General features: G+C 63.4%; 18 protein-coding genes and 1 pseudogene. 6 read left to right on the top strand and 13 right to left on the bottom strand.

Features of this window, described 5'->3' with window-relative positions; all coding sequences use genetic code 11:
* Positions 1-24: 24 nt before the first annotated feature.
* Positions 25-1,068, top strand: a complete 1,044-nt coding sequence (locus ACZ1G0_RS13075; protein WP_472737336.1) for a threonine aldolase family protein — start codon at positions 25-27, stop codon at positions 1,066-1,068.
* Here ACZ1G0_RS13075 and ACZ1G0_RS13080 read toward each other — a convergent pair.
* The gene (locus tag ACZ1G0_RS13080) at positions 1,053-1,796 is read right to left on the bottom strand and encodes an alpha/beta fold hydrolase (protein WP_472737337.1); all 744 of its coding nucleotides are present in this window, start codon (positions 1,794-1,796) and stop codon (positions 1,053-1,055) included. The two genes, ACZ1G0_RS13075 and ACZ1G0_RS13080, sit on opposite strands and share 16 nt — an antisense overlap.
* Before the next feature lie 2 nt (positions 1,797-1,798).
* A pseudogene (locus ACZ1G0_RS13085) lies at positions 1,799-2,394 on the bottom strand (DsbA family protein).
* Positions 2,395-2,496: 102 nt separating this feature from the next.
* Between ACZ1G0_RS13085 and ACZ1G0_RS13090 the strand changes: the two are divergent.
* Entirely contained in the window at positions 2,497-3,525 is a 1,029-nt protein-coding gene (locus ACZ1G0_RS13090) for a ribose-phosphate pyrophosphokinase (protein WP_472737338.1), read from the top strand.
* On the opposite strand, the gene ACZ1G0_RS13095 is transcribed toward ACZ1G0_RS13090, so the two are convergent.
* The 7 genes from ACZ1G0_RS13095 to ACZ1G0_RS13125 form a co-directional block, all read right to left on the bottom strand.
* Complete coding sequence (locus ACZ1G0_RS13095; RefSeq protein WP_472737339.1) at positions 3,522-3,869, bottom strand: H-type lectin domain-containing protein; 348 nt, start codon at positions 3,867-3,869, stop codon at positions 3,522-3,524. The genes ACZ1G0_RS13090 and ACZ1G0_RS13095 overlap by 4 nt on opposite strands.
* A 122-nt stretch (positions 3,870-3,991) precedes the next feature.
* The gene (locus tag ACZ1G0_RS13100) at positions 3,992-4,372 is read right to left on the bottom strand and encodes a F0F1 ATP synthase subunit epsilon (protein ID WP_472737340.1); all 381 of its coding nucleotides are present in this window, start codon (positions 4,370-4,372) and stop codon (positions 3,992-3,994) included.
* Positions 4,350-5,792, bottom strand: a complete 1,443-nt coding sequence (gene atpD / locus ACZ1G0_RS13105) for a F0F1 ATP synthase subunit beta (protein WP_472737341.1) — start codon at positions 5,790-5,792, stop codon at positions 4,350-4,352. Before atpD ends, ACZ1G0_RS13100 begins: the two co-directional genes overlap by 23 nt.
* Positions 5,793-5,809: 17 nt before the next feature.
* The gene (locus tag ACZ1G0_RS13110; protein WP_472737342.1) at positions 5,810-6,679 is read right to left on the bottom strand and encodes a F0F1 ATP synthase subunit gamma; all 870 of its coding nucleotides are present in this window, start codon (positions 6,677-6,679) and stop codon (positions 5,810-5,812) included.
* Positions 6,680-6,691: 12 nt separating this feature from the next.
* Positions 6,692-8,233 (bottom strand): F0F1 ATP synthase subunit alpha, encoded by a 1,542-nt coding sequence (atpA, locus tag ACZ1G0_RS13115; protein WP_472737343.1) that lies wholly within the window; start codon positions 8,231-8,233, stop codon positions 6,692-6,694.
* Positions 8,233-8,793 (bottom strand): F0F1 ATP synthase subunit delta, encoded by a 561-nt coding sequence (locus ACZ1G0_RS13120; protein ID WP_472737344.1) that lies wholly within the window; start codon positions 8,791-8,793, stop codon positions 8,233-8,235. Before ACZ1G0_RS13120 ends, atpA begins: the two co-directional genes overlap by 1 nt.
* Before the next feature lie 242 nt (positions 8,794-9,035).
* Positions 9,036-9,791 carry a class I SAM-dependent methyltransferase gene (locus tag ACZ1G0_RS13125; protein WP_472737345.1) on the bottom strand — a complete coding sequence of 252 codons (756 nt, stop codon included), beginning with the start codon at positions 9,789-9,791 and terminating at the stop codon, positions 9,036-9,038.
* A gap of 60 nt (positions 9,792-9,851) precedes the next feature.
* Between ACZ1G0_RS13125 and gloB the strand changes: the two genes are divergently transcribed.
* The 3 genes from gloB (at position 9,852) to ACZ1G0_RS13140 (ending at position 14,059) form a co-directional block, all read left to right on the top strand.
* Positions 9,852-10,595, top strand: a complete 744-nt coding sequence (gene gloB / locus ACZ1G0_RS13130; protein WP_472737346.1) for a hydroxyacylglutathione hydrolase — start codon at positions 9,852-9,854, stop codon at positions 10,593-10,595.
* 165 nt (positions 10,596-10,760) lie between these two features.
* Entirely contained in the window at positions 10,761-13,106 is a 2,346-nt protein-coding gene (gene clpA, locus ACZ1G0_RS13135) for an ATP-dependent Clp protease ATP-binding subunit ClpA (protein WP_472737347.1), read from the top strand.
* Positions 13,106-14,059 (top strand): M23 family metallopeptidase, encoded by a 954-nt coding sequence (locus tag ACZ1G0_RS13140; protein WP_472737348.1) that lies wholly within the window; start codon positions 13,106-13,108, stop codon positions 14,057-14,059. The genes clpA and ACZ1G0_RS13140 overlap by 1 nt, the downstream gene beginning before the upstream one ends.
* A gap of 22 nt (positions 14,060-14,081) precedes the next feature.
* Here the strand turns inward: ACZ1G0_RS13140 and ACZ1G0_RS13145 are convergent, their stop codons facing one another.
* The 3 genes from ACZ1G0_RS13145 to ACZ1G0_RS13155 all read right to left on the bottom strand — a co-directional run bounded on the left by ACZ1G0_RS13145 (position 14,082) and on the right by ACZ1G0_RS13155 (position 17,976).
* The gene (locus tag ACZ1G0_RS13145; RefSeq protein WP_472737349.1) at positions 14,082-16,166 is read right to left on the bottom strand and encodes a peptidoglycan -binding protein; all 2,085 of its coding nucleotides are present in this window, start codon (positions 16,164-16,166) and stop codon (positions 14,082-14,084) included.
* 3 nt (positions 16,167-16,169) lie between these two features.
* Positions 16,170-17,372, bottom strand: a complete 1,203-nt coding sequence (locus ACZ1G0_RS13150) for a biopolymer transporter ExbB (protein ID WP_472737350.1) — start codon at positions 17,370-17,372, stop codon at positions 16,170-16,172.
* 64 nt (positions 17,373-17,436) lie between these two features.
* Positions 17,437-17,976: a gamma-glutamylcyclotransferase gene (locus tag ACZ1G0_RS13155; protein WP_472737351.1), complete on the bottom strand. Its 540-nt coding sequence runs from the start codon at positions 17,974-17,976 to the stop codon at positions 17,437-17,439.
* 65 nt (positions 17,977-18,041) lie between these two features.
* Between ACZ1G0_RS13155 and ACZ1G0_RS13160 the strand changes: the two genes are divergently transcribed.
* Positions 18,042-19,037 carry a DUF2125 domain-containing protein gene (locus tag ACZ1G0_RS13160; protein ID WP_472737352.1) on the top strand — a complete coding sequence of 332 codons (996 nt, stop codon included), beginning with the start codon at positions 18,042-18,044 and terminating at the stop codon, positions 19,035-19,037.
* Here ACZ1G0_RS13160 and ACZ1G0_RS13165 read toward each other — a convergent pair whose 3' ends face one another.
* On the bottom strand, positions 19,038-20,354 hold the full coding sequence (locus ACZ1G0_RS13165) for a mechanosensitive ion channel domain-containing protein (RefSeq protein ID WP_472737353.1): 1,317 nt from the start codon (positions 20,352-20,354) through the stop codon (positions 19,038-19,040). It abuts the gene before it with no gap.
* Positions 20,355-20,389: the final 35 nt, after the last annotated feature.

Here is a 20,389-nt window from a genome sequence, read left to right on the forward strand (position 1 = left end):
ACCGCACCATGATTGGAGGGGTCCATGGACCTGAACTTTGCCTCGGACAACGTCGGCCCCGTCACCCCACAGGTGATGCAGGCCATGATCGACGCCAACACGGGCAGCGCCCTGCCCTACGGCGCGGACGCATTTGCCACCCCCGTGCGCGACGCCCTGCGTGCCCTGCTGGACCTGCCACATGCGGAGGTGGCGCTGGTGGCCAATGGCACAACCGCGAACGCGCTGGCCCTTGCAACCCTGACCCCGCCTTGGGGGGCCGTGCTGTGCCACCAGACCGCCCATATCGAAATGGATGAATGTGGCGCGCCGGAGTTCTTTTCGGGCGGGGCCAAGCTGGCGCTGGTGCCGGGCGATAACGGCAAGATGACGCCAGACGCCATACGCGCCCGCTACGCCGAGGGACCGCGCGGGGTGGTGCATGTGGTGCAGCCCACGGCCCTGTCCCTGACCAACGTGACCGAGGTGGGCACGGTCTATACCCTGGGTGAAATCCGGGCCATCCAGGACACCGCCCGGGATCTGGGACTGGCCACGCACCTTGACGGGGCCCGCTTTGCCAACGCTTGCGCCGCCCTTGGGTGCAGCGCGGCGGACCTTGCGCGCGGGTTTGACATGATCAGCTTCGGGGCGACCAAGAATGGCTGCATGGGCCTAGAGGCCGTGGTGATCGCAAACCCCGATCACGCATGGGAGGTCGCGTTGCGCCGCAAGCGCGCAGGCCACCTGTGGTCCAAGCACCGGTTCCTATCGGCGCAAATGCTGGCCTACCTCAGGGACGATCTGTGGCTGGAGACCGCGCGGACGGCCAATGCAAACGCCCAACGGTTGGCCCGAGGTCTGCAGGCCTTCGGCACCTTCACATGGACGCCCGAGGCGAACATGATCTTTGCCCACCTGCCCCGCCGCCTGCACGCGGCGGCCTTTGCGGGTGGGGCGCAGTATTACCTGACGGACGGAGAGATCGAGGGCGACCCCGACCAGATGGTCCAATGTCGCCTTGTCTGCGACTGGTCCAAGACCGACGCCGATGTGGATGGGTTGCTGGCGCTTTACGCGGCGGCCTGATCCAGAAAGGCGGCGACACTTGGGGCCACCGCACCCGGATCAACCACAGGCATCATGTGGCGACCGTTGCCAGACACGTGACCGGTCGTCGCATCGGGCAGCCTGTCAGCCAGCCCGGTGACGATCGCGCCGACGATGTCCGGGGCGTCTTGGGACGTCAGGATCAAGGTCGGAACGGTGCAGGACGACAGCCGCGCGATGATCCCCGGGGCATCCTCGACGATTGCGGGCTGCGTGGCCGGGACCACTGGGATCAACCGGGTAATGGCGCGGCGCACAGGGGTGGGCAGCGCATCCCACGGCGCGCCGGTGCCCCAATACCGGTTGAACGCACGGGCCGCCCGTTCCTGTTCGCCCCCGGCATAGTAGGCCGCAAAGGCCTTCATATCCGTTTCGAAATGCGTCGTCCGCGCCTCGACCGGAGCGGCGGCAAAGGCCACCGGTTCAAACAGGACCAAGCGGCGCACCCTGTTCGGATGTTCGACAGCAATGCGCAGCGCAATTGTGCCGCCCAAGGAATGGCCGAACAGATCGACGGGCTGATCCGGCAGACGCGCCAAGACAGCTTCCGTCGCTTGGTCGTGGTAATCGCGATCCCCGTCCCAAGCCACCCCACCGGGGTGCCCGGGCAAGCCCGGCAGAACCGCGTCGCGGCGCAAGGCGCGGGTCAGACCGCGCAGCGCCTCTGCCTGACCAAGCGCGCCATGCACCGCAACGAGGGGCACCATGGTCAGAGCTTGCCTTGCAGGTGCAGGTCCAGATCCTCGAGACGGTCTTGGCCCCAGAACTTCTCTTCGCCAACGATGTAGAACGGCGCGCCAAAGACCCCGCGCGACGCGGCCTCTTCCAGGTTGGCGGCGTATTCTTCGGCCCCCGACAGCATGTCCGCATCCGCCAGCGCGGGGTCAAAGCCGTTGGCCGTCAGCGCCGCACGGATCACGTCGTCTTGGGCGATGTCTTTTTCTTCGGCCCACACCGCGCGGGTCAGACTGTGGACCAGCCCGCCCAGATCACCACCGCCCGCCTTTTGGGCCGCAATCAGCGCATAGGACGAGGGCGCCATGTTGGTAGGCCAATGGGCGGGTTTCAGGTTCAGGGGCAGGCCCAGCTTCTTGGACTGACGGCGCAATTCCTGCAGGCGCATCTCTTGCCGACTTGGATGGCGGTCCTTGGGGGCTGGCCGCCCGTGCGCCCAAACAAGGCAATCACATCGCAGGGCTTGTAGGTGATCGTGGCCCCGTTGCGCGCTGCGATCTCCTCCAACCGTGTGCCGGCGAGGTAGGTATAGGGGGAAAGCGTCGCAAAGAAGTAGTCGATATGTGCCATTTGGTCCTCCAAGGCGTGGTTGGCCAGACGTTAGGCCCATGCTAGGCGGTGTCAACGGCGACCTGCCCCTTGAGTCGCACCGTAGTTAAAAGGCCCTGCTCCATGCCCAACCTCGACCCCAAGCTTATTTCCGGCAACGCGAACAAACCCTTGGGAGAGGCCATCGCCAAACGCATGTCCATGCACAGGGGCATGTCCCTGGGTCTGGTCGATGCCCGGGTGGAACGGTTCAACGACGGTGAGATCTTTGTCGAGGTTTATGAAAACGTGCGCGGCGAGGATATGTTCATCATCCAGCCCACATCGAACCCGGCCAACGACAACCTGATGGAGCTGTTGATTATCGCGGATGCGCTCAAACGCTCCTCGGCCAGCCGGATCACGGCCGTGATCCCCTACTTCGGCTATGCCCGTCAGGATCGCCGCACCAAGGCCCGCACACCCATTTCGGCCAAGCTGGTTGCAGATATGGTCGTGCAATCGGGGATCGAGCGGGTCTTGACCATGGATCTGCACGCGGCCCAGATTCAGGGGTTCTTCGATATCCCCGTGGACAACCTCTATGCCTCGCCGATTTTTGCGCTGGATATCCTGCACCAGTTTGATGGGGATATGTCAGATGTGATGATCGTGTCGCCCGACGTAGGCGGCGTGGCGCGTGCGCGCGAATTGGCCCAGCGGATCAAGGCCCCCCTGTCCATCGTGGACAAGCGCCGCGAGAAGCCCGGCGAGATCGCCGAGATGACGGTGATCGGCAACGTCGAGGGCAAGAAGTGTATCATCGTGGACGACATCTGCGACACCGCTGGCACCCTTTGCAAAGCGGCAGAGGTGTTGATCGAGAATGGCGCGACAGAGGTCCACAGCTACATCACACACGGTGTTCTGTCTGGCCCGGCGGTCGAACGGATCACCAACTCGGTGATGAAGTCGCTGGTGATCACGGATTCGATCGCGCCGACCCAGCCTGTAAAAGACTGCGCCAATATCCGGGTGGTGCCCACGGCCCCCATGTTCGCCCAGTCCATCCTGAATATCTGGTCCGGCACCTCTGTGTCGTCCCTGTTCGACACCGCCACCCTGGAACCGATCTACGAACCGCTGTACCCCAAGGGCATGTACGAGCTTTAGACGTCCCAATCGTCTGGATCGCGCAGCTCGCCTATGGCCGTCCAATCTGCGCGGACTCGGGCAACCCGGGTGTCGCCCCATGTGCGGAACACCAGCTCAAAGCCGTCGAGGGTGATGTTCTCGACCGTCAGGTCCGCCCGTTGGTTGGTCTTTTGATCCATGTCGAACATGGCCAGCGTGGCGTGCACGACGGGCCGCGTCTTGAACCTATCGGAAAACGTCACACGGGTCCGAGCCTCGCGTGGGCCTTGGCCGGTCCACATCTGTCCACCGTCTTCGAAATCCGAAAACAGCACGTTCGACCCTTGGTCGATCCCGATCAGATGGTTGTGCAAGCGACGCATGGGGGGCCTGTCTAAGAGTACATGACCCGTTGTATCAGGCATAGCCCCCCTGACCAGACCCCTTACGCAAACAAAAGGCCCCGGAGGGATGCTCCGGGGCCTTTGATGTCTGTCCGTCCGATTTAGACGCCCAAGGCGGCTTTCACGGCCTGCATGTCCGACACGGTCTTGGCGATGTCATCGCTGTCCCCGGTAGCCTGAACGTCGGCCACCAGTTTGTCGATGATGTCGGCGGTCACTTCAGACACAGGCATGGCCTGTTCTGCCAGCACGGAGGTCGCGGTGGCGGTGATTTCAGCGAAACCACCGGTCACGACGTATTCTTCCGTACCGGACCCCGTGACGACCCGCAGGATACCGGGGCGCAGGGTGGTGATGGTGGCGGCATGATCGGCCATGGCCGTCAGGTCACCGTCAGCACCGGGGATCTGCACCTCCGTGGCCTCCAGAGACGCGAGTTTGCGCTCCGGGGACACAAGGTCAAATTGGAGAGAGGTTGCCATGATCAGGCCGCCTCAGCTGCCATTTTTCGGCCTTGGCGATCACTTCGTCGATGCCACCCACCATGTAAAAGGCACCTTCGGGCAGGTGATCGTATTCACCGGCCACAACTGCCTTGAACGACGAAATCGTGTCGGCCAGTGGAACCTGCTTGCCGTCCGCGCCGGTGAAGACTTTTGCCACGTCGAAGGGCTGCGACAGGAATCGTTCCAACTTACGGGCGCGGGCCACGGTCATTTTGTCTTCTTCCGACAGTTCGTCCATGCCGAGGATGGCGATGATGTCTTGCAGCGACTTGTAGCGTTGCAGAACCTGCTGGACGTCCGTTGCGACCTTGTAGTGCTCTTCACCGATGATCTGCGGATCCAGCAGACGGGATGTGGAACCCAGTGGGTCCACAGCCGGGTAGATGCCTTTTTCCGAGATCGAGCGGTCCAGAACGGTCGTCGCGTCCAAGTGGGCAAACGATGTTGCAGGTGCGGGGTCGGTAAGGTCATCGGCAGGCACGTAGACGGCCTGCACAGAGGTGATCGAGCCGGATTTGGTCGATGCAATCCGTTCCTGCATGGCGCCCATGTCCGTGGCCAGCGTTGGCTGGTAGCCCACAGCAGAGGGGATACGACCCAGAAGCGCGGACACCTCGGAACCGGCCTGCGTGAAGCGGAAGATGTTGTCCACGAAGAACAGAACGTCCGAACCGGATTCGTCGCGGAACTGCTCGGCCAGGGTCAGACCCGACAGGGCGATCCGCATACGCGCACCCGGAGGCTCGTTCATCTGACCGTAAACCAGCGCGATTTTCGATTCCTCAAGGTTATCGGGAACGATAACGCCGGATTCGATCATCTCGTAGTACAGGTCGTTGCCTTCACGGGTCCGTTCACCCACGCCCGCGAACACGGACAGGCCCGAGTGCACTTTGGCGATGTTGTTGATCAGTTCCATGATCAGAACGGTTTTGCCCACGCCGGCACCGCCGAACAGACCAATTTTACCACCCTTGGTATAAGGGGCCAGCAGGTCGATGACCTTGATGCCTGTTTCCAAGATCTCGGTCGCGGTGGACTGGTCCTCGAACGCAGGCGCGTCGCCGTGGATGGGGCGCGTCTGTGTTGCGTTCACGGGGCCTTTTTCGTCAACGGGCTCGCCGGTGACGTTCATGATCCGACCCAGGGTCGCTGTCCCCACGGGGACAGAAATCTGACCGCCGGTGTTGCTGACGGCTTGGCCGCGCACCAGACCTTCGGTCGCATCCATCGCAATGGCGCGGACGGTGTTTTCGCCAAGGTGCTGGGCCACTTCGAGGACCAGTTTCTTGCCGTTATTGTCGGTTTCAAGCGCGTTGAGAATCTCGGGCAGGTCGCCATCGAACTGCACGTCTACAACGGCGCCGATGACTTGGGTGATCTTACCTTGTGCCATGTGTTCCGTATCCTTGGTTAGAGCGCTTCAGCGCCCGAAATGATTTCGATAAGCTCGTTGGTGATGACGGCCTGACGGGAGCGGTTGAACTCGATGGTCAGGTTGTCGATCATGTCGCCTGCGTTGCGGGTCGCGTTGTCCATGGCGGACATCCGCGCGCCCTGCTCCGAGGCGGCGTTTTCCAACAAGCCAGAGAAGATCGCGGTTGCGACGCCCCGTGGCAACAGGTCGGCCAGGATCGCTTCCTCAGATGGCTCGTAGTCGTAAAGCGCATCTGCCTCGGCCCCCTCGGGGGCCGCGAAAGGAATGACCTGCAGCGCGGTGGGGATTTGCGAAATGACCGACTGGAACTTCGAATAGAAGACCGTCGCCACGTCGAATTCACCACCGTCAAAACGACCCAGCACATCGCGCGCGATGTCCTGAGCGTTGCCGTAGCCGATCCGTTTGACGTCTGACAGATCGATGTGACCCACCAGATACTGACCGAAATCGCGCTTCAGCTGCTCGCGGCCTTTTTTGCCGACAGTCAGGATTTTCACCGTCTTGCCCTTGGCCACCAAGTCGCTTGCGTGGGTCTTGGCCAGCTTGGCGATGTTGGTGTTGAAACCACCGCACAGTCCGCGTTCCGCCGTCATGACCACCAGAAGGTGGACTTGATCGGAACCCGTCCCCGACAGCAGCTTGGGCGCACTGCTGGAACCGGCCATCCCTGCCGCCAAACCGCCCATTACGGCGTTGAAGCGGTCTGTGTAGGGACGGGCGGCCTCGGCAGCATCCTGGGCGCGGCGGAGTTTAGCCGCCGCGACCATCTGCATCGCTTTCGTGATCTTCCGAGTGCTTTTGACACTCTCGATCCGATTTTTGAGGTCCTTAAGGTTGGGCATATCTGCGTGACCTTAAGCGAACGAAGCTGCGTAGTCGTCGAGGACAGCTTTCATCTTTTCGACAGGCTCGCCCTTCTTGAACTTGGGATCTTCGGTTTCGATCCAGTTCAGGAAGTCGGCGTTCTTGCCGCGCAGATGGGACAGCAGACCCTGTTCCCAGCGACCCACATCGGACACCGCGATCTTGTCGAGGTAACCGTTCGTCCCCGCGAAGATCACGCAGACGATTTCCGCGTTGGTCAGGGGCGAATACTGGGCTTGCTTCATCAGCTCGGTCAGGCGGGCACCCCGGTTCAGCAGCTGCTGCGTGGCGGCGTCCAGATCGGACCCGAACTGGGCAAAGGCCGCCATCTCGCGGTACTGGGCCAGCGACAGTTTCACAGGGCCAGCCACAGACGACATGGCGTCCGTTTGGGCGGAGGAGCCCACACGGGACACCGACAGACCGGTGTTCACGGCCGGACGGATACCCTGGTAGAACAGTTCTGTTTCCAGGAAGATCTGACCGTCGGTGATCGAAATCACGTTCGTGGGGATAAACGCGGACACGTCGCCCCCTTGGGTTTCGATGATGGGCAGCGCGGTGAGCGAGCCGGAACCGTAGTCCTCGTTCAGCTTGGCCGAACGCTCCAACAGGCGCGAGTGGAGGTAGAACACGTCACCTGGGTAGGCTTCGCGCCCGGGTGGGCGGCGCAGCAGCAGGGACATCTGACGATAGGACACAGCCTGTTTGGACAGGTCATCATAGATGATCAGGGCGTGCTTGCCGTTGTCGCGGAAGTATTCGGCCATGGCGGTCGCGGCGTAGGGTGCCAGGAACTGCATGGGGGCGGGGTCGGACGCAGTTGCGGCCACGACGATCGAGTATTCAATCGCACCGGATTCTTCCAGACGCTTCACCAGCTGCGCAACGGTGGACCGCTTTTGGCCAACAGCAACGTAGACACAGTACAGCTTCTTGCTTTCGTCGTCGCCAGCGGCCTCGTTGTAGGATTTCTGGTTCAGGATGGCGTCAAGGGCCACGGCCGTCTTACCGGTCTGACGGTCGCCAATGATCAATTCGCGCTGACCACGGCCAACGGGGATCATCGCGTCCACGGATTTCAGGCCGGTCGCCATAGGCTCGTGCACGGATTTGCGGGGGATGATGCCCGGGGCTTTGACGTCGGCCACGCGGCGCTCGGTCGCTTTGATGGGGCCCTTGCCGTCCAGCGGGTTGCCCAGACCGTCCACGACACGACCCAGCAGTTCGGGGCCAGCGGGCACGTCCACGATGGACTTGGTGCGCTTGACGGTGTCGCCTTCCTTGATGTCCCGGTCGGACCCGAAGATCACGACGCCGACGTTGTCAGCTTCGAGGTTCAGGGCCATCCCGCGGATACCACCGGGGAATTCGACCATCTCACCGGCTTGGACGTTGTCCAAACCGTAGACGCGCGCGATACCGTCACCGACGGAAAGCACACGGCCAACCTCGGCCACTTCGGCCTCTTGACCAAAGTTCTTAATCTGGTCCTTGAGGATCGCAGAAATTTCGGCTGCTTGGATACCCATTATCCGACCTCTTTCATGGTGTTTTGGAGAGCGTTCAGGCGCGCCTTGACCGACGTGTCGATCATTCGCGAACCCACTTTAACAATAAGACCGCCGATGAGGCTTTCATCAACGGTCACATTCAGTTTAACGTCTTTGCCGACCGACGCGGACAGCGTCTTGGCCAGTTTGTCCTGCTGCGCCTTGGTCAGGGCCTTGGCGGCGACCACGTCAGCAGCGACTTCACCCTTGGCCTCGGCAATCATGGCGTTCAGGGCAGCCAGCATCTGCGGCACCACGAACAGGCGACGCTTGGATGCCATCAGCGACAGGGTATTGGACACCGTCGCGGACAATTTCATTTTCTTGGCCACGGCGGACACGCCAGCGGCCTGTTCATCGCGGCTGTAGATGGGCGAGCTGAGAAGCGTGCGCAGGTCTTCTGACCCGGCCAAAGCCTCTTCAAGTGCTGCAACATCCTTTTCAAGTGCGGGCATATCCTTGCCCTGTGCGGCGAGATCAAACACCGCGCGTGCATAGCGATCCGCGATGCCCATGGAGATCGAAGCTGGTTCGGACACGTCCACCCTTTCGATAGTTTCGGACGCGCGGTTGCGCACCCATTGTTGCGACCCGCGCCAAGTGGCCCGGATTCCTCAAATCGCGCTTGCTCTAACAGACGGTTTCCAATGCTGCAACAGGCGGAGACAGCGCCAAATAGAGGGATCAGGCCCCAATCATGGGGAATTCTTAACCAAATGGTAAAATGCGACATTTTGCGCCCCCACAAGGTGGGTCCACAGGGGGCCGCACGAATCCCCGGTCACATCTTGCGGCCCACAGGCTTTACCCCCGGCATGGCAGGTTCCAACACGCGCAGGGGGCGGCGGATGCGTTCGGCCAGACCCGGGCGCATGGGGGCCGGGATCTGCTTGGACACTTCGACGAAAATCACACCGCCGGCGGCCACAAAGGGCACCCTGGCGCCGACCCTCTCGATCCAGTCGGCGGACCGCAGCCAAAAGTTCGAGGTCCGCGGCGGGGCGTAGAGGGCCGTGCCATGGCGTTCGGGCAGCAGGCCCACGGATTTCAACTGCGTCTCCAACTGGCCCAGGGTGTAGGGCCGCCCAAACCCAAAGGGCGTCGCGTCGCGCCGGGCCCACAGGCCCGACCGGTTGGGCACGATGAACAGGGCGCGTCCCCGTGGGGACAGCACGCGGTACACCTCGTCCAGCAGGGCCAAGGGCTGCTCTGATGTCTCCAGTCCGTGCATGACCACCACGCGGTCCGCCGTCTCTGTCTGTAGGGGCCAGTGGGTTTCTTCGCACAGGACCGACACGTTCTGCATGCCGGCGGGCCACGGCATCACCCCTTGCTGGCCGGGCATCAGGCCGATGACCCGGCGCGCATCGGCCAGATAGGGTCGCAACAATGGCACCGCAAAGCCAAAGCCCACAACCGTTTCGCCCTTGGCTTTAGGCCAAAGCTCCACCACCCGGTCCCGCACCACCTTTTGCGCCGCGCGACCCAGGCGGGTCCGATAATAGAACTGTCGCAGGTCAAGCACATCTAGATGCATAAGGCCCCCTTGCCTTCGCCGCTGGTCATGCCAGTCTAGCCAACAAGCAAGGAGATGCCTATGGCCTTACGCGTTCTGACCCTCCCCTGCCTCGAGGACAACTATACCTTCCTCATTGGCAACCCCGACACCGGCGAAGCGGCGGTGGTCGATGTCCCCGAGGCCGCGCCGATCCAAGCCGCCCTTGATGCCCAGGGCTGGACCCTAACCACGATCCTGCTGACCCACCACCACTGGGACCATGTGGACGGGCTGGCGGACCTGACCCACGATGCAAGCATCATCGGGGCCAAGGCCGATGCCCACCGCCTGCCCGCCCTCGACCATGCCGTGTCCCCGGGCGACACGATCTCCGTGCTGGGTCAGGATTTCCATATCTGGGACGTGTCGGGCCACACCGTGGGCCACATCGCCTTTGTCACCGATGGTTATGCGTTCACGGGTGACAGCCTGATGGCCCTTGGCTGCGGACGGCTGTTCGAAGGCACGCCTGAACAGATGCACGCCAGCCTGTCCCAATTCGCAACCCTGCCCGATGATACGCTGATCTGTTCGGGGCACGAGTATACCGCCGCCAACGGACGCTTTGCCCGGACCCTTGAACCGGACAATCCAGACCTTATCTCTCGGATCGAAGCCATCAAACCGGGACAACCCACCGTCCCCTCTACACTGGCACTGGAACGGGCGACCAACCCCTACTTGCGCGTCCATCTGCCCAGCCTGAAACACGCCGTGAATTTGCCCGACGCCTCGGACGCAGAGGTGTTCGCCGCCGTGCGCAAGGCAAAGGACACATTCTAGGCGCTGCGACCGATTATCTCGCTGATTTGGCAAAAAGGCGGAAATACAGTCACGAAACCGAGAAAGTCCTTGAAGCCGGGCGAATGAAAACCAAAACTTAACTGTAAGGGGCCACAGTCAGGCCAGCCCTCCGAAGGCCTGCCAATCATGAAAGGAGCGTTAGACATGCCGTCTTTCTCCAACACCCTTGAACAAGCCATCCACGCCGCATTGGCGCAAGCCAACGCGCGCCGCCACGAATTGGCAACCCTTGAACACCTGCTGCTGGCGCTGCTGGACGAACCGGACGCTGTCAAGGTCATGCAGGCCTGCGGCGTTGAACTGGACGAATTGCGTCAGACTCTGGACGAATTCATTGAAGAAGAGCTTTCGACCCTGATCACCGATGTCGAAGGGTCCGAGGCCGTGCCGACCGCCGCCTTTCAGCGCGTGATCCAGCGCGCCGCGATCCATGTGCAATCGTCGGGCCGGACCGAAGTGACCGGCGCAAATGTGCTGGTCGCCATCTTTGCAGAGCGCGAAAGCAACGCGGCCTACTTCCTGCAAGAACAGGACATGACCCGCTACGACGCCGTGAACTTCATCGCCCATGGCGTGGCAAAGGATCCGAACTTTGGCGAGGCGCGGCCCGTGCAGGGCGCCTCCGATTTCGAACAGGATCAGTCCGACGACAACGACATGTCCAACGGCCCGAACCCGTCCGAGAACAAGGAAAGCGCGCTGGCAAAGTACTGCGTGGACCTGAACAAGAAATCCCGGGAGGGCGATGTCGACCCCCTAATCGGACGCGACCACGAGGTGGAACGCTGCATCCAGGTGCTGTGCCGCCGTCGCAAGAACAACCCGCTGTTGGTGGGCGATCCGGGCGTGGGCAAAACCGCCATCGCCGAAGGACTGGCGCACAAGATCGTCGCGGGCGAAACGCCTGCCGTTCTGGCGGAAACCACCATCTATTCTCTGGATATGGGCGCGCTGCTGGCCGGCACCCGCTATCGCGGGGATTTCGAAGAACGGCTGAAGGCCGTGATGACCGAGATGGAGGATCACAAGGACGCGGTCCTGTTCATCGACGAGATTCATACGGTGATCGGCGCAGGGGCCACGTCTGGCGGGGCCATGGATGCCTCCAACCTGCTGAAACCTGCGTTGCAGGGCGGCAAACTGCGCTGCATGGGCTCCACCACCTACAAGGAATTCCGCCAGCACTTCGAAAAAGACCGCGCCCTGTCCCGTCGTTTCCAGAAGATCGACGTGAACGAGCCGTCTGTCGAAGATGCCGTGAAAATCCTGAAAGGGTTGAAGCCTTATTTCGAGGATCACCACTCGATCAAATACACCTCGGACGCGATCAAAACCGCCGTGGAGCTGTCTGCGCGCTACATCAACGACCGCAAGTTGCCCGACAAGGCCATCGACGTCATCGACGAGGCCGGCGCCGCGCAGGCGCTGGTCGTGGAATCCAAACGGCGCAAAACCATCGGCACCAAAGAGATCGAGGCCGTCGTCGCCAATATCGCCCGCATCCCGCCCAAGTCCGTTTCTAAGGACGACCAAGAGGTGCTGCGCGATCTCGAAGCCAGCCTGAAACGGGTCGTCTTCGGTCAGGATCCCGCAATCGAGGCGCTGGCCTCCGCCATCAAACTGGCCCGCGCGGGTCTGCGCGAACCGGAAAAGCCCATCGGCAACTACCTTTTTGCAGGCCCCACCGGCGTCGGCAAAACCGAGGTGGCCAAGCAATTGGCCGACACTTTGGGGGTCGAGATGCTGCGGTTCGACATGTCGGAGTACATGGAGAAACACGCGATCTCGCGCCTGATCGGTGCCCCTCCGGGCTACGTCGGCTTTGATCAAGGCGGCCAGTTGACCGATGGTGTGGACCAGAACCCCCACTGCGTGCTGCTGCTGGACGAAATGGAAAAGGCGCACCCGGATGTCTACAACATCCTGTTGCAGGTCATGGACCACGGGAAACTGACCGACCACAACGGGCGGACCACGGATTTCCGTAACGTGATCCTGATCATGACCTCCAACGCAGGGGCCTCCGAACAGGCGAAAGAGGCCATTGGCTTTGGCCGCGACCGGCGCGAGGGCGAGGATACCGCCGCGATCGAGCGGACCTTCACGCCCGAGTTCCGCAACCGTCTGGACGCCGTGATCTCGTTCAAGCCGCTGCCCAAGGACACGATACTGCAAGTGGTCGAAAAGTTCGTCCTGCAGCTGGAAGCGCAGCTGATGGACCGCAGCGTGTCGATCGAGTTGACCAAGGCCGCCGCCGAATGGATCGCCGACAAAGGCTACGACGACAAGATGGGCGCCCGTCCCTTGGCCCGCGTAATCCAAGAACACATCAAGAAGCCGCTGGCCGAGGAACTGTTGTTCGGCAAGCTGGCCAAAGGTGGTCTGGTGCAGGTCGGCGTCAAGAACGGCGAGTTGGACTTGCGCGTCTCGGAACCCGAGAATGCCAAGATAAGCTCCAAGAAAAAGCCACCGCTGTTGACCGCCGAGTAATGCGCCACGCGCTTTGCATCACTTTTTTATCCGCCGCCGGGGCAGCCTCGGCGGCGGATATTACGTTGGACTGGCCGATTGCGTGCGATCTTGGCCAGACCTGCCACATCCAACAATTCGTCGACCGCGATCCGGGCCCCGGAGCGCTGGATTTCACCGGCGGACCCCTGTCCTACGACACCCACACCGGCACGGATATCCGCGTGGCAGATCTCGGCGACATGGGCACGCCGGTTCTGGCGGCCGCCCCCGGGGTCGTGCGCGCGATCCGCGACGGCGAGGACGATGCTTTTCTGACCCCCGAACGCCGGGCGGCGCTGGCCGGGCGCGGCTGCGGCAACGGGGTCGTGATCGACCACGCGAACGGCTGGCAGACCCAGTATTGCCATTTGCGCAACGGCTCCATCACGGTCGCCGCAGGTCAGGCCGTGCCCACCGGCGCGCACCTTGGCGACCTTGGCCTCAGCGGATTCACCGAATTCCCGCACCTCGAATTCATCGTCCGCAAGGATGGACAGGTCATGGATCCCTTTGACACCGGCCCCATCACCGATGCCGTGCAAGACAGCCTTTGGTCCGATCCCATCCCCTACACGCCCGGCGCAATCTTGCACGTGGGCTTCCTTGACCGCGTCCCCGAATTTGCGCAGATCAAGGCAGGCAGCGCAGACGCCGCCGCCCTGCCCCGGGATGCAGACGCATTGGTCGCTTGGGGCTACGTCTTTGGCACGCGCGCAGGCGACACCCTGTCAATCACGATCACGGGTCCCACGGGGCAAGAGGTCATTGCCCAAGACATCGCGCTGGACCGCACCCAGGCAGAGGCTTTCCGCGCCATCGGTCGCCGGTTGCGCGCGGACAGCTGGCGCGGCGGCGACTACACCGCAGAGGTCACATTGCAGCGCGGTGGTCAGGTCATTGACGCAATGCAAACCACCATCGCCGTGCAGTAGGGTGGGACTTGTCCCACCGCCCCTATTTTTCCGTGAACTTTAACTCGATGCGCCGGTTTTGCGCCCGCGCTTCGGGGGTGTCCGCAGGGTTCAGCGGCTGATACTGGCCAAAGCCATTGGCCGACAACCGCTCCGGCGGCAGGCCGAGGAAGTTCACCATGTAAAGAACCACCGACAGCGCACGGGCTTGGCTCAACTCCCAGTTGTTGGCAAAGGCCCCGCGCCCGGACAGAGGTACGTTGTCCGTGTGCCCGTCCACTTGCAGAACCCAGTTGATCTCGGCCGGGATGTCATCCCCGATGTCGCGCAAGATTTGGGCGATCTTGGCGATTTCCGCCTGCCCCGCGTCCGACAAATCCGCTTGTCCCGGTGCAAACAAAACCTCGGAGCTGAAGACGAACCGGTCGCCGACGATGCGCACGCCCTCCTGCCCCTCCAGCAGGTCACGCACACGGCCAAAGAACTCCGACCGATAGCGCTCCAACTCCTGCGCTTCCTCCTCCAGACGCAGGCGCTTTTCTTCTTCCAACTCGGCCCGTTGGCGCTGTTCGTCTGCCACTTGTGCCAGCGCGGCGTTCAGCTGGGATCCCAGAACATCCAACTGCACCTGTGCCTCTGCATCCCGCGCGCGGGCGCTGTCGAGGATGGCCTGCAGCGACCCCAACTGTGCCCGCAATTCGCGCACTTGCTGGTTCAACAGGGCCGTTTCCCGCTGGGCGGCGGCCACATCCGTTTCCGCCTCGGCCAGCGCATCACGGGCCTGGGACAACAACAGGGCCTGACGCTCCGCCTCGGACAGGGCGGCATCGCTGTCTTGCTGGGCCGCAAGGCGCGCGGCCAAGGCTTGGGCCAGCTGGTTTTGCAGCGCCTGCGCCGACGCCTCTTGCTGGGCCACCCGGTCTAGGGCGGCGGCAAGGCGCGCTTCCAACTCCCGGCGCAGGGCCTCGCCCGCCTGCTGCCCCTCGCCCGCCGCGGCCAGTGCGGCGCGGGCAGCGGCCAACTCCGCCTCTAGCGTCGCGCGGGCACCGGCGTTTTCGGCGGCTTGGGATTGGGCATCTGACAGCGCGGCGAGCGCTTGGGCCAAGGCCGCCTCAGCGTCTGCGGCGCGGCTGGCCTCGGACCCGGCCGCCTGTTCGGCGGCCTCCGCATTGGCTAAGGCCAAGGCCAGTCGTGCGGTCAGTTCCTCGCCTGCTGTTTCGGCGGCGGCCAGCAGGGTCAGAGTGTCCTCGGCCCGCTGACGTTCTTCTTCCAAGGCCAGGGCCATGGCCGTCAGCTCGGCTTCTGCATTTTCCAGACGCGCGCGCAGGGCTTGGGCCGCAGCTGCCTCGGCCAGTCGCGCGCTTTCCTCGGCGGACAGGTCGGTTTCGATGTTGGCCAACCGTTCGCGCAGCGCAGCGGCGGCGGCCGCTTCGGCCAGACGGGCGGCCTCTGTCTCCGACAGCGCTTCGGTGGTTTGTTCCAACTGGCCGGTCAAGGCCTCTGCCTCCGCTGACCGAGCGTCCAGCGCCGCAAGGGTTTGGGCCAGGCTGGCCTGCTCTGCGGCCAATTGTGCTTGCAGGTCGGCTTGCAGCGCCTCCAATGCCTCGCGCTGTGCGGCGGCAAGGCGCGCTGCCTCGGCTGTCGCATCGATTTCGGTCCGGGCCGAGGCAAGGGCCAGTTGCAACGCCTCACGCTCGTCAATCACACGCTCGATCTCTGCCTGCGCGGTGCCCAGATCGCTGCGCAGGGTGTCACGTTCGGACAGAAGGCCCGCAACCTGTTCTTCGAAACTGGCCACCCGGGCCTGCAAATCCGCCCGTTGGCCCTGAAGCGAGGCAATCAGCGCCGCCTGTGTTTCCGCTTGCTGCGCGGCGGCGGCAAGGTTTTCCTCCAGCTCGAACGCGCGCTGCTGTTCCAGCCCGAGGGCCTGTGCAAGTGATGCAACCTGCACCCCGAGGGCCGACAGCTCGTCGTCTTGGTCAGAAATCGTTTCGGACAGGATAAACTGAACGATCATGAAGATCGACAACACGAACATCAGCACCAGCAACAGGGCCGTCATCGCATCGACGAAGCCCGGCCAGACGTTGGCCGTGAACCGCGAACCGTTGCGCCGGGAAAAGGCCATGGCCTAGGACCCGTCCTTGGGTCGCGGGTCTTGGGTCGCGGCCGCCATGCGGTTCAACTGTCGGATCGCCCGGGTCAGGGCGGTGATATCGCCGCGCAGATCGTCCATGGCGGTTTGACGACCCGTGGCCATTTCCTCGAAAATCTTGAGAAGTTGCACGTCGATAGACCGAATGCGCATGCGGCTTTCGGCGTCCATGCCGCCCTCGCCCCCGCCGGTGTTTTGCAAGACCTGCACGATCTGGCCCTGCCCCTCGGCCACCCGCTCGAGGGCGGCTGCCGTGGCCCCGCCGCTGGCGACCTCGGCGGACATGGTCTGCACCGCGCCCGACAAGTCTTGCAGGCGCTGGTCCGTGGCCATGCGACTGGCCTCGGAGGCTTGGAACATCTCTTGCAGCTTTTCCATCTGGAAGTTCATGTGATCCAGCACGGCCGCAAGGGAATACTGGTCAATCGCCTCTTCGCCGTCGCCGCTGACAAGGCCGACGCGCGTGATGGTGGACAGCCATTCCTCCATCTCGCGGTAAAAGCGGTTCTGACCGTGCCCCGCGAACAACTCCAACAGGCCCACGACCAGCGATCCCGCAAGGCCCAGCAGAGACGATGCAAAGGCTGTGCCCATGCCCGCCAACTGATCCTCCAGCCCGCCGATCAAGCGCGAAAAGACGGCCACACCCGCCTCGTCCTCGGACGGGTTCAGAGATCGGATCGTGTCCACAACTGCGGGCACCGTGGTGGCCAGCCCGTAGAAGGTACCCAAAAGCCCCAGAAAGATCAGGGTGTTGACGATGAAACGGGTGATGTCCCGCGCCTCTTCCATCCGCATGCCCACGGAATCGAGGATGGAGCGCGACGAGGTCGTGTTGATCTGCAACCGGGCAGAGTTTTGCCGCATCAACCCCGCCAAAGGCGCCAGCAAGCCGGGCGCCTTGGTGATGTCATGGCCCAACCGCTGGCGCGCGAACCCCTCGATCCACGACACCGACGAGAACAGCTGGAACACCTGCACGTAGCACGCGATCACGCCCATGAAGAACACGCCGATAATCAGCCCATTCAACCAAGGGTTCGCCGAAAACACCGGGGCCAACTGCGGATAGGCCACATAGACCCCCGCCCCCACGGCCACCAAAACGGCAGTCATATAGACCAGCTGGCGGATCGGTTGGGAAAACTGCGTGCGTGCCTCTAGGTCTTGGGCTGCCATGCCCGGCCCCTTTTTGTTGCGGTTTTGGAAACACTAACGGGGCAGGCGCGCGCTGCCAATGGGGTTAATCGGCGGTGATCTGGCGGACCCGCCGGGCCAGCCAATCCATGTCCGGGTCGGGCAGGCCCAGTTGCGCGATGTGGTCTGCGGTGTTGAACAGGTATTCCGTGTTCGGCCCCCGTCCGCCCACGGCGCGGGCAATGACCTGGGCCTGATGTTCCAGATCCAACTGGCAGTATTGCACGTGGGTCCGGTCAATGACGTAGCACACGGCCTGCACCACACGCCCATCTGCAAGGGTCACGTCGTGCCACTCCTCCAGGTAGGCCGAGGAGATCAGCTCTCGCTCGCGCAGCGCGGCCAGCGTCGGGGCGGGGTCCGTGGCACGAAAAGCCACCCCTTGGCACCGCGCGCCTTGGCCCGCGTCAAGGGCAAGCACCAGCCCCGGGTCATCCTCGGTGCCGCGGTGATGAATGGACCACATGCAAAAGGATCGGTGAAAGCCCGGCAAGTCCGCAATCGCCTGTTCGGCCACCTCGAACCCCGGGTTCCAGATCAACGATCCGTAGCCAAAGACCCACAGCGGGTTTCCCGGTGTCCACATTGCATGCTCCTTGCGTTTGGGGCGGGTTTAGCGGCAGGTGGGTGGAAGTTGAAGGGGGCTTGGCGATGCGGTGGTTTGTGGGATTGGTGGCAGTGGCCGTGGTGGGCTGGCTGGCGTGGTGGGGCGTGGGCACAACGGTGACCGAAACCGCCCTGACCCGCTGGCTGGACGATCGGCGGGCCGAGGGATGGGCGGTGAACTATGACGCCCTGTCCACGGGCGGCTTTCCCACCCGGTTCGACACTGTGATCACGGGGCTGGAGGTCGCGGATCCTGCCACCGGCGTGGCCTTCACCGCGCCCCGGTTCGCGCTGTTGTCGGCGGCCCATGCCCCCACGGATATCACCGCGCAGTTCCCGGCAGAATTCTCCGTCGCCTCGCCCCTGCAACGGTTACGGGTGCTGAACGCGGGGCTATCGGCGCGCATGTCCGTGGCCCCCAGCCCCAAGCTGACCCTGCGCGAGACGGCGGTGACGATTGACAGCCTTGCTGTGACCTCCACCGACGGCTGGATCATGTCCTTGGACAGCGGCACCCTGCTCAGCACTCCGGCGGCAGAGTTGGCCTATGATATCCGGCTGGATGCGGCGGGCTTTGCCCCCACCGAGGACATGCGACGCGGGTTTGATCCCACGGGCCTGCTGCCTGCGGTGATCGACAACGCCACGGTGGATGCGCAAGTCACCTTCGATGCGCCATGGGATCTGGACGCATTGGAACGCCGCCGCCCGCAGCCGACGCGCGTGATCTTGCGCGACGTGCACGCCGCCTGGGGCGGGCTGGAACTGCGCGTGGCGGGCGAATTCACTGTGGACGGGGAGGGCGTGCCGGACGGGGGCCTAACGCTGAAGGCCGTCAACTGGCGCGAAATCATCACCGTGTTGCAAGCCAACGGCACCCTGCCCGAAACCCTTGGCCCCTTTGTGATGGCAGGGCTGGAGGCGCTGGCCGGGGCGAGCGGTCGGCCCGATACGCTGGACGCGCCCCTGTCCTTGCGCGATGGGTTCATCCGTCTGGGGCCCGTGCCCATCGGCCCGGCCCCGCGACTGGTGCTGCGCTGATTATTCCTCGGGGGCGTCCGTGGCCAACAGGTCAGACTCGGCCAGTTCCTGACGCTCCTCCTCCACCAGATCGTCCAGCGCGGTATCCGGTGTAACGTCCACGGGGGCCGCGGCGGGGGCCGCTTTGGGTTGGGCTTTGGGCGCGGGTGTTGTCTCGCCTGCGTCTTGTGCCAAGGGCAGGACCGTATTTAGGCGATAGGTCGGCTCCGGCATCTCGATCCCCGCGTCAGACAGGGCGGCCATCACCAGACGCAGGGCATCCCCGCGCGCAATCATGAAAGACGTGTCGCGCTGGTTGATCCAGCCAAGAAATTTGACCGTGATCGTGCTGTCGCCCGCGTCTTGAATCCAGACCCCCGGCTGCGGCGTGTCCAGCACGTAAGGAAGGTCGGCGAGAACCCGCAGGCCAATGTCGCGCACCTGTGCCAGATCGGCTGCCGGGTCGATCCCCAGATCGAAGTCAAAACGCCGCTCGTCGTTGCGGGTGTAGTTCACGATGCGCGACTTGAAGACGGTCGCGTTGGGGATGCGGATGTGGTTGCCCGAGGGGTCGAGCAGGACCGTGGCGCGGCTGGTCAGGCGGATCACGCTGCCCATGTCGCCGCCAATCTCGATGAAGTCATTGGGCCGAAAAGGCCGGCGCAAAGACAGCATGATCGACGCGATGAAGTTTTCCACGGTGTCCCGCACCGCAAAACCTACGGCCAGGCCGACGATACCAGCGGCCCCCAGCAGCGTGCCCAAAAGCGCGGTGGCGCCGAGGATATCCAGCCCCACCACAACGCCCGCAACCACAAAGGCCAGCCGCACCAGCATCCGGTAGATGTCTGCGATGAACATATTGGGTGCAATGCGGGTCCAGACCTGTCGCCGCGCTACGAACAGCCCCAGCAGCATGACCAGCATGCCCGCGATCAGCGCCACCAGCAGCAGCGGCGTGAAGGCCAGCGCCTGCTGCGCCCGGTCGGCAAAGCGGTCAATCACCGGGTCCAGACGGCGGACGACATCGGTGGTTTCCACCACGTCGTTCTGAATTGCCACGACCCCGTCCACCCGGGCGGCCAGAGCGTCAAGGCGGGCAATGGCCTCGGCGTCCAGCGCCTCGCCCGTAAAGGTCACGATCCCCTCGGACACGGCCACGCGCACATCGGCGTAGCCCTCCAACTCCAGCATGATGTCGCGGATCCGGTCGCGGATGCGGCCATCTGCGGCCACGTCCTGTTCCACCGCGATGGTGCCCGAGGGCTGCGCCTCTTGGGCCGCCACGGGCAGTGCGCAGGTCAGACAGATCAACAGGGCAAAGAAAAACCGCGACATGGGGCACCTCGTTTCGGAACAAGGCCATCAATCGC

This window comes from Thalassobacter sp. HA4-2, assembly GCF_055693705.1.